General features: G+C 41.9%; 6 protein-coding genes and 1 pseudogene. 6 read left to right on the plus strand and 1 reads right to left on the minus strand.

Annotated features, from left to right (window positions below; genetic code table 11):
• Positions 1–5: 5 nt before the first annotated feature.
• Positions 6–2,264: an ATP-dependent Clp protease ATP-binding subunit gene (locus SPADD19_RS04070; RefSeq protein ID WP_061455297.1), complete on the minus strand. Its 2,259-nt coding sequence runs from the start codon at positions 2,262–2,264 to the stop codon at positions 6–8.
• A 248-nt stretch (positions 2,265–2,512) separates the two neighbouring features.
• Here SPADD19_RS04070 and SPADD19_RS04075 point away from each other — a divergent pair, with 248 nt between their 5' ends.
• From SPADD19_RS04075 to SPADD19_RS04100, 6 genes and pseudogenes are all read left to right on the plus strand, one after another.
• The gene (locus tag SPADD19_RS04075) at positions 2,513–2,743 is read left to right on the plus strand and encodes a DUF1797 family protein (RefSeq protein WP_003005989.1); all 231 of its coding nucleotides are present in this window, start codon (positions 2,513–2,515) and stop codon (positions 2,741–2,743) included.
• Between the two features lie 165 nt (positions 2,744–2,908).
• Positions 2,909–3,763, plus strand: coding sequence for a bifunctional methylenetetrahydrofolate dehydrogenase/methenyltetrahydrofolate cyclohydrolase (locus tag SPADD19_RS04080; RefSeq protein ID WP_061455298.1), 855 nt, complete (start codon positions 2,909–2,911; stop codon positions 3,761–3,763).
• A gap of 13 nt (positions 3,764–3,776) precedes the next feature.
• Entirely contained in the window at positions 3,777–4,550 is a 774-nt protein-coding gene (locus SPADD19_RS04085; protein WP_003005996.1) for an HAD-IIB family hydrolase, read from the plus strand.
• Positions 4,551–4,602: 52 nt separating this feature from the next.
• Positions 4,603–5,481 (plus strand): NAD(P)H-hydrate dehydratase, encoded by an 879-nt coding sequence (locus SPADD19_RS04090; RefSeq protein ID WP_061455299.1) that lies wholly within the window; start codon positions 4,603–4,605, stop codon positions 5,479–5,481.
• 26 nt (positions 5,482–5,507) lie between these two features.
• Positions 5,508–6,515 carry a LacI family DNA-binding transcriptional regulator gene (locus SPADD19_RS04095; RefSeq protein WP_061455300.1) on the plus strand — a complete coding sequence of 336 codons (1,008 nt, stop codon included), beginning with the start codon at positions 5,508–5,510 and terminating at the stop codon, positions 6,513–6,515.
• Positions 6,516–6,634: 119 nt separating this feature from the next.
• Positions 6,635–7,735, plus strand: a pseudogene (locus SPADD19_RS04100) (ABC transporter substrate-binding protein); the annotation flags it as partial.

Raw genomic sequence — 7,735 nt, forward strand, 5'->3', positions numbered from 1 at the left:
ACTGATTATTCTTCTGACTTCCTTTCAGCCGTCTTGTGAACAGCTTTGATACTAATATTCCCATTGCTGGTCATGACTGCTTTGAGTTGTTTCTCACTTGGATGTTCCAGGTAATAATCGGTAATGGCATCTTCGATATGGTCTTGGATGGTACGACGAAGTGGGCGGGCCCCCATTTTTGGATCGTATCCCAGATCGACCAGTTTTTCTTTGACCTTCTCTGTCACATCCAGATGAATCTCATTTTGTGCGAGACGTTGATTGACTTCATCGAGCATGAGGGTAACGATTTGGAGAAGGTTTTCTTTTGATAGAGGTTGGAATTCAATGATGCCATCAAAACGGTTCATGAATTCAGGGCTAAAGAAGTTCCCGAGTTCTCCAAGTACAGAGTTGGTTCTACCTTCGCGAGCAGCTCCAAAACCAACATTGGCCTCAGCTTTGCCAGTTCCAGCGTTAGAGGTCATGATGATAATGGTATCTTTGAAGCTAACGGTACGGCCTTGACCATCTGTCAAACGGCCATCATCTAAAACTTGCAAGAACATGTGCATGACATCTGGATGGGCTTTTTCCACTTCATCCAACAACACGAGGGAGTAAGGATTGCGACGGACCTTTTCCGTTAGTTGTCCAGCTTCATCGTAGCCAACATAGCCCGGAGGAGCTCCGACTAGTTTTGCTACGCTATGTTTTTCCATGTATTCGCTCATATCAAAGCGGATCATATTGTCTGCAGAGCCAAAGAGCTCGATCGCCAATTGTTTAGACAGTTCGGTCTTTCCGACACCGGTAGGTCCGACAAAGAGGAAGCTTCCGATCGGACGGTTAGGCGATCCTAGGCCGACACGGTTGCGTCGAATGGCTTTCGCAATTTTATCAACAGCATCGTCTTGACCAATCACATGAGCTTTCAAATCAGAAGCCAGATTGATCAATTGAGACTGTTCTTTTTCTTTCAAATCACCAACAGGAATATTGGTCTTTTGTTCAACGATGTGTTCAATCGTTTTTTCACTGATGACAGGGGTTTCCTGATCGGTGACATGTTGACCTTGCATTTCCTTGTATTTCGCGATTTGGTCGCGGAAGTAGGCTGCTTTTTCAAAATCTTCTTCGCGCGTCGCTTGGGCTTTGAGGTTTTCCGCTTCAATCAAGCGCTGGTCGATCACTTTTGGATCCACAAAGTTTAGGGTCAGGTTCATCTTAGACCCCGCTTCATCCAACAAATCAATGGCCTTGTCTGGCAGGAAGCGATCTTGGATGTAGCGGTTTGACAGAATAGCTGCCGCTTCGATGGCCCCGTCTGTATAGTGGACGTGGTGGTAGTCTTCGTATTTTTTCTGGATGCCCTTGAGGATGGTGACGGTTTCTTCAACCGTTGGTTCATCGACCTTAACGGGCTGCATCCGACGTTCCAAGGCCGCATCTTTTTCAATGATACGGTATTCATTGAGGGTAGTAGCCCCAACTAATTGGAGTTCTCCGCGCGCTAAGGCTGGTTTAAGGATATTTCCAGCGTCCATATTGCCCTCACCAGCTGATCCTGCGCCAACAATTTCATGGATTTCGTCGATGAACAGAATAACATCTTCGCGTTGACGAATTTCATCCATTAATTTTTGCATGCGTTCTTCGAATTGACCACGGATGCCTGTGCCCTGAACGAGGCTCACGACGTCTAAGCGGATGACTTCTTTTCCTTGCAATTTATGTGGAACGTCGCCATCGACGATTTTTTGAGCCAGGCCTTCCACAACGGCAGTCTTTCCGACCCCAGGTTCTCCAATCAGAACCGGATTGTTCTTGGTTCGACGGTTGAGGATTTCGATGACACGGATAATCTCCTCGTCACGGCCAATGACAGGGTCAATATCTCCTTTGCGGGCAATTTCTGTGACATTGATGCCGAACTCTTCTAACAGCCCTTTTGGCTTTTGAGGGCGTGCTTGACGAGGGTCTTGACCACCACCACGGTTATTGTTTTGGCCGTAGCCGCCACCTCCATAACTGCCTCCGGATTGAGTTGGAGGGGTTTGAGGTTCTTGCGGACTTTGGAAGTTTCCAAGATTATTGAAGAAATCTTCAAAAGGATCTCCAGTAAGTTGGCTCCGTTGGGTCATGCCTTTCAAGAAGCTGTTATTTGGGTCTGTTTTCATAATTTTATAGCAATTCTGACAGAGGTCTACTTGCTGCTGACGTCCATTTACATTTGTATATAAATGGATGGTTGATTCATTTATTTTACAATTTTGACAAAGCATATACATACCTCACAGTAGGTTTTTGATGGTTTTCCATCAAGAGACGAGCCTATTTTTGAAAGGTCAAAAATAGTCAAAGATTTATAGTTTCATTATATCAGTATTCTAGAAGTTTGCAAGAATTTGCTACGGAATGTCGCTAAGGAGTGAAGAAGAGAGCAAATCAATGGAAAAATGTGAATTTTTATTGGAAGAGCTTTCTCTTTTATGATAAAATAGGAGAGTAGAAAGTAAAGAGGAGAAATAAAATGGAATCACATTTAGTACGGATTATCAACCGTTTGGAGACGATGACAAAAGACGGTGGAAACTTGAAACGTAATTTTGAACGTGACGGTGTTGTTGTCGCTGAAGTAGCCTACAACCACAATGAAGAAGAAGGTTCAACCTTTACACTTCGTGATGTTGAAGCGCGTGAAACCTATACATTTGATAGCATTGATTTAATTGCAATGGAAATTTATGAATTGCTTTACTAAGCAGCTGTGTGGATGAGTTTGGGGTGGTCTCAAGCTCATTTTTTGTCCATCTGGCTATAGTTTTCGTCTATAAGAAATTCTAATTAGGAACAGTTAGGTTTGAGAGTTGAAATCTGCTATAATAGAGAGGACTATTTTCATTACTTGACTAGAAAGAGAATTGATATGACGACACTCATTGATGGAAAGGCGCTCGCTACAAAATTACAGGGTGAGATTGCAGAGAAAACAGCACGATTAAAAGAAGAGACAGGAGTTGTGCCTGGCCTCGTTGTCATCGTGGTAGGAGATAATCCAGCTAGCAAAATCTATGTAAGAAATAAAGAGCGTTCTGCTATTGCGGCAGGCTTTCGGAGTGAAGTGAGACGACTTCCTGAAAGCATTAGCCAAGCTGAATTATTAGAAGTGATCGAACACTACAATCAAGATCCCCTTTGGCATGGGATTTTGGTGCAGTTGCCACTGCCTAAGCATATCGATGCGGATGCAGTCCTTTTAGCCATTGATCCGACAAAAGATGTGGATGGCTTTCATCCATTGAATATGGGACGCTTGTGGGCTGGAAATCCTCTCATGGTGCCTTCAACTCCCGCTGGGATCATGGAGATGTTCAAAGAGTACGGGATTGATCTAGAAGGGAAGCGAGCAGTCGTGATTGGTCGTTCCAATATCGTTGGAAAACCAATGGCGCAGTTGCTCCTCGCCAAAAATGCGACGGTAACCTTGACCCATTCCCGGACCCATCATCTGCCTAAAATTGCTAGAAGAGCAGATATCTTGGTTGTTGCGATCGGTCGTGCGAAATTTGTAACAGCAGACTTCGTGAAAGAAGGCGCCGTTGTTATTGACGTCGGAATGAATCGCGATGAGAATGGCAAATTGTGTGGGGATGTCGATTTTGACTCCGTTGCACCTTTGGCCAGTCATATTACTCCGGTACCAGGAGGGGTTGGGCCTATGACCGTCACCATGCTGATGGAGCAGACCTATGAAGCAGCTGTTCGTGCCTTAAAAAAATGAAAGTGTGAACAAGATGAAGTTTGTATTTGATTTAGATGGAACCCTGTCATTCGATGGTGTCACAATCGATGATGAAATCAAACAGGTCTTATTGAGAGCAGAAGAATTTGGCCATGAAGTCGCCTTTGCTTCTGCACGTTCTTACCGGGACTGCTTGGGCCTTTTAGGGGACCCATTGAGTCAGCAACTCGTGATTGGTTTAAATGGTGGATTGGCCTATCGTCAGGGGCAATTGGTATATGAGGACCAATTGGACAAGGATGTGTATCGGGAAGTCCTTGGCTTTTGCCGCCATTACAATCTACCATTTTTTGTGGATGATACCTTTGATTATAGCGGACAGATTTTGGAAAAGATTCCTTTTGTTGCTAATGTAGATCCCCTCAAGAAAGCCCAGTATCGTTCATTAGAGGAGCTGACAGATCCGATTAAGGTCGTGATCTATATGGGTGGCCATGAGGAGCTCGTGGATGAGATCATCGAGCGGATCGAAAAGACAGATAAGGCCCATATCCGCTATCATGCGCATGAAAAATGCATCTATCTCAATCCAGCAGACACTCATAAAGCGACAACCGTAGAAGAACTCTGTGGAGAGAATTTCGTAGCTTTTGGCAATGATCAAAATGATATCGAGCTCTTTGAAAAAGCTCTTTATGCAGTTCAGATTGGTGATTTTCCAGCCCTTCAGCCTTATGCGGATGATCAATTGGTAGCCAAACAAAATCAACCACAAGCTGTGGCTGCTAAGATCTTGCAAGTCTTTGCAGAATTCAGAGGAAAATAAAAGATGGAGGGGGAGTCGTGGCTTCTCCTTTTTCGCTAGAAATGAGGAAGGTATGAGAACAGTTCAGAAAGAAGAGATCCAGCGTGTTATTGTGAAGCGAGAGGAGAATTCTTATAAGGGCGATTTTGGTCGCCTGCTCTTGATTGGGGGAACTTACCCCTATGGAGGAGCTATTATTATGGCAGCCCTTGCTGCGGTTCATAGTGGTGCGGGGCTGGTTACTGTCGCAACAGATCCTGATAATCTGACAGCCCTTCATAGCCATCTTCCTGAAGCCATGGGCTTTGATCTAGCCGATCACCAACTCCTTTGTGAGCAACTCCAAAAAGCTAGCGTGATTCTCGTAGGACCGGGCTTAAAGGAAGCAAGAGAAAGCCAAGCAATCTTGCAAATGATTTTTGAGCAAGTCTCTAGCCAGCAGGTCTTGATTTTAGATGGAGGAGCTATTAGTCTTTTTGCAGCCTCTCAGTTTGACCTTCCAGAGGCTCAGTTGGTCTTTACCCCTCATCAAAAAGAATGGGAAAAACTGTCAGGGGTTGATATAGCAAGCCAGACTGAAGACAAGAGTCGAAGAGCAGTACAGAACTTTCCTAAAGGGACTGTCATTATAGAAAAAGGACCCCACACCCGCATTTGGACAAGTGGGCAAGATGAGGGCTATCAGCTAGATGTTGGTGGTCCCTATCAAGCAACAGGGGGCATGGGGGATACCTTGGCAGGGATGATCGCAGGGTTTGCAGGTCAATTTCCACAGGTCAGTCTCTATGAGCGCGTGGTGGTTGCGACCTATCTTCATTCAGCCATTGCTGAAGACTTGAGCAAGGAGGCTTATGTGGTTCTACCGACAACCATCAGCCAAGAAATCCCCAAATGGATGAAGAAGTGGAGTGACAATTTAAACGAAAATGTTGAAAATGAAACGTTTTCATGATAGTATGGATGAAAGGAGGTGAGAAAATGAATGAGCAAAAAAAATCGATTACGATGAAAGATGTTGCCGCAGAAGCTGGTGTCAGTGTTGGGACAGTCTCTCGTGTCATCAATAATGAAAAAGGCATTAAAGAGGTGACATTAAAAAAAGTTCAACAAGCGATTGAAAAATTGTCTTATGTGCCAGATGAATATGCGAGAGGCTTAAAAACGAATCGTAGTAATATTATCGCTTTACTCATTCCAACCATTTGGCATCCATTCTTTTCTGAGTTTGCTTATCATGTAGAAAAGGAATTGTTGAAAAATCAATGTAAATTATTGATTTGTAATGCAGATAAAGATGCTCAAAACGAGATAGAGTACATAAAATTACTTGAAAAAAATAAGGTAGATGGGATCATTGGGATCACCTATTCAGATATCGATAAATATATCTCCTCTAATTTACCTTTTGTTAGTATTGACCGTCATTTTTCTGAAAATGTCTATTACGTAACCTCTGAAAATTATCATGGTGGTCAACTGGCTTGCCGAGAGTTAGTAAAACGAGGTTGCCAAAATTTAGCATACATTAGTGGTGTGAATAAACATTTGAATGAAACAACGGAACGGGGTAGAGGATTTAAAGATGAAGCTAAACAGCAAAATACAAAACTCTGTAGTCTTGAAATGCCAGAACCGTTAGATCAAGCAGAAAGACAAATTAAGTCCTTTTTCGAAGCTCATCCTCAGATAGATGGGATTTTTACAGTAAATGATTTTATGGCTCTACGTGTGATAAAAGTTTTGACGGAGATGGGAAAAACTCCTCTAGAGGACTATCAAATTATTGGTTTTGATGGGTTAAGACCTGCTTTTGATCAACCGTACTTACTTTCGACCATTGTTCAAGAAATAGCTCAGATGGCCCAAGCTGCAGTAGAATTATTACTTAAATTGATTCGTAAAGAAAAAATAGAAAAGAATGTGATTAGTTTACCCGTCCATTTCTTTGAAGGCAACACTACAAAAAAAATTATAAAAAGTGCTTGACAAATTATGAAAGCGCTGTTATAATTTAGCTATAAAATGAAACGTTTCAAAAAACTCAACTATTTTAGTTTGAGTTAAAAATACAACCAAAAATGAAACGTTTCAAAAAGGAGGACGCTATGCGTAAAGGTATTAAGTTATCTGTAGTTGCAGCACTATCATTAGGATTGCTTGCAGGATGTGGTGGGGGATCAAAATCCAAAACTGCAAGTTCTTCAAATGAGATCAAAGTCTGGGTTCAATTCTCAGATGAAACAGCTGAGGGAAAAGCTTGGCAACAAGTTGTTGATAATTTCAACAAATCAAAGAAAACGAAATATAAGGTTGTGACAGAATTTATTCCACGTAGCGGTAGTGGTGGTGGATATGAAGATAAGGTTAACGCCGCTGTTACGACAAATAGTTTACCAGATGTCATTACACTAGATGGTCCTAATACTGCAGCCTATGCAAAATCAAAAGTGATTGCTCCTTTGGATGATTATCTAAAAGACGATAATATGGATGATGTACTGGACAGTATTAAACAACAGGGAACTTATGATGGTTAATTTTATGCGTTTGGTTATTCTGAATCAAGTGTAGGTGTTTACTACAATAAGAAAATGTTTAAGGAAGCAGGGATTGATGAAGCTAGTTTACCAACCCTAGAAAAACCATGGACATGGTCTGAGTTTAATGCCATTGCTAAGAAATTAAAAGATCATTTTAACAAACCAGCAATTGATTTCCGTTTGAATTCAAACGATGAGATGTTGCCATATGCTTACATGCCTCTTATTTGGTCAAATGGTGGATCTGTTGTGAATTCTAAAGGAACAAAAGCGGAAGGCTACTTCAATAGCAAGGAAAGTGTTGAAGCTGTTCAATTTATTCAAGATCTTGTGAAGGATGGATATACGACAGTTAGTCCTGTTGAAAAAGGTTTTGAAACCGGTGAATATCCTATGCTTCTGAGCGGTTCTTGGACGATTGCAGACCTACAAACAAATTACAAAGATATTGATTTTGGTATTCTTCCTTATCCAGTTTCAGATAAAACGAAGAAATTGGTTTCACCTTCAGGTAGTTGGCAATTAGCCGTTACAACAAAATCTGATAAAAAAGAAGCAGCCGCTGAATTTGTTAAGTTTGCTACAAATACTGAATCTAGTGAAATTCTAAGCTTAGGTAACAGTGTTCTTCCAATCAGAAAATCAACAATTAAAAATATTAAGGAC

This window comes from Streptococcus parasanguinis (assembly GCF_001578955.1).
Lineage (GTDB): Bacteria > Bacillota > Bacilli > Lactobacillales > Streptococcaceae > Streptococcus > Streptococcus parasanguinis_U.

Bases quoted from the DNA above. Each gene is read 5' to 3' on its own strand.
- SPADD19_RS04090 (WP_061455299.1), top strand. From the start codon at position 4,603: ATGAGAACAGTTCAGAAAGAAGAGATCCAGCGTGTTATTGTGAAGCGA.
- SPADD19_RS04080 (WP_061455298.1), top strand. From the start codon at position 2,909: ATGACGACACTCATTGATGGAAAGGCGCTCGCTACAAAATTACAGGGT.
- SPADD19_RS04095 (WP_061455300.1), top strand. From the start codon at position 5,508: ATGAATGAGCAAAAAAAATCGATTACGATGAAAGATGTTGCCGCAGAA.
- SPADD19_RS04085 (WP_003005996.1), top strand. From the start codon at position 3,777: ATGAAGTTTGTATTTGATTTAGATGGAACCCTGTCATTCGATGGTGTC.
- SPADD19_RS04070 (WP_061455297.1), bottom strand. From the start codon at position 2,264: ATGCTTTGTCAAAATTGTAAAATAAATGAATCAACCATCCATTTATAT.
- SPADD19_RS04075 (WP_003005989.1), top strand. From the start codon at position 2,513: ATGGAATCACATTTAGTACGGATTATCAACCGTTTGGAGACGATGACA.